This is a genomic window from Microbacterium testaceum (assembly GCF_001476285.1).
Lineage (GTDB): Bacteria > Actinomycetota > Actinomycetes > Actinomycetales > Microbacteriaceae > Microbacterium > Microbacterium testaceum_B.
Genome location: NZ_LDRU01000157.1, coordinates 1 through 786, shown reverse-complemented (window position 1 = coordinate 786; position 786 = coordinate 1). Strand labels below are relative to the sequence as shown.

At 70.7% G+C, this 786-nt stretch carries 1 protein-coding gene; it reads right to left on the bottom strand.

Features of this window, described 5'->3' with window-relative positions:
- Positions 1–15: 15 nt before the first annotated feature.
- On the bottom strand, positions 16–786 hold a 771-nt coding region (locus tag NS283_RS18115; protein ID WP_058598225.1), incomplete at its 5' end, for a DNA-formamidopyrimidine glycosylase family protein.

Genomic DNA, 786 nt, shown 5'->3' with positions numbered 1-786 from the left:
CGTCACGGCGAGTCGTCACGCCGAGCCGTCGGGCAGAACCTGGCACGACGGGCACCACTGGCCGGCGCCCTTCGTGCCGGGGATGTCCTCGATGACGCCGTCACCCTCGGGGCACGGCTCACCGGTCCGACCGTGGACCCGCATCGACGCGACCTTCGCCGCCTTCTGCTCGGAGATGGGCACTCCGCGACGCGCGAGGACGGCGGCGGTCAGCGTGTCGTGCAGCGCCAGGTGCAGCCTCGTGATGTCGTCCTCGCTCAGAGCCGAGGCGTGCGCCACGGGAGACAGACGCGCCGCGTACAGGATCTCGTCCGAGTAGGCGTTGCCGATCCCCGCCAGGGTCTCCTGCTCCTGCAGCAGGGCTTTGAGCTGCTTGCGCCGGCCGCGCACGACCTCCGCCAGCATCTCCCGCGAGTAGCCCGGGTCGATGGCATCCGGTCCCAGCTTCGCCACCGCCGGCACGTCGTCGGGCGCATCCACGACGTGGAGCTGCACCGAGAGCCAGTCGCCCGCATCGGTGATGCCCAGGATGCCGTGATCGAACACGAATCGCGCGATCTCGGGGGCGGGCGCCTCCACGTCTGCGTCTGACGACTCGCGCCACGTCGCCCACCCGGCGCGGCCGAAGCCGATCCCCAGGTGCACGCCGTCGAGATCGAGGTCGAGGTGCTTTCCGTGGCGGGTCGCCCCGGTGACGGGACGTCCGATCAGTTCGGTGAGCGGACGCGCTCGTGTTTTCAGTGCGCGACCTTCCACGAGGTCGACCTCGCGCACGATGTGGCCGAC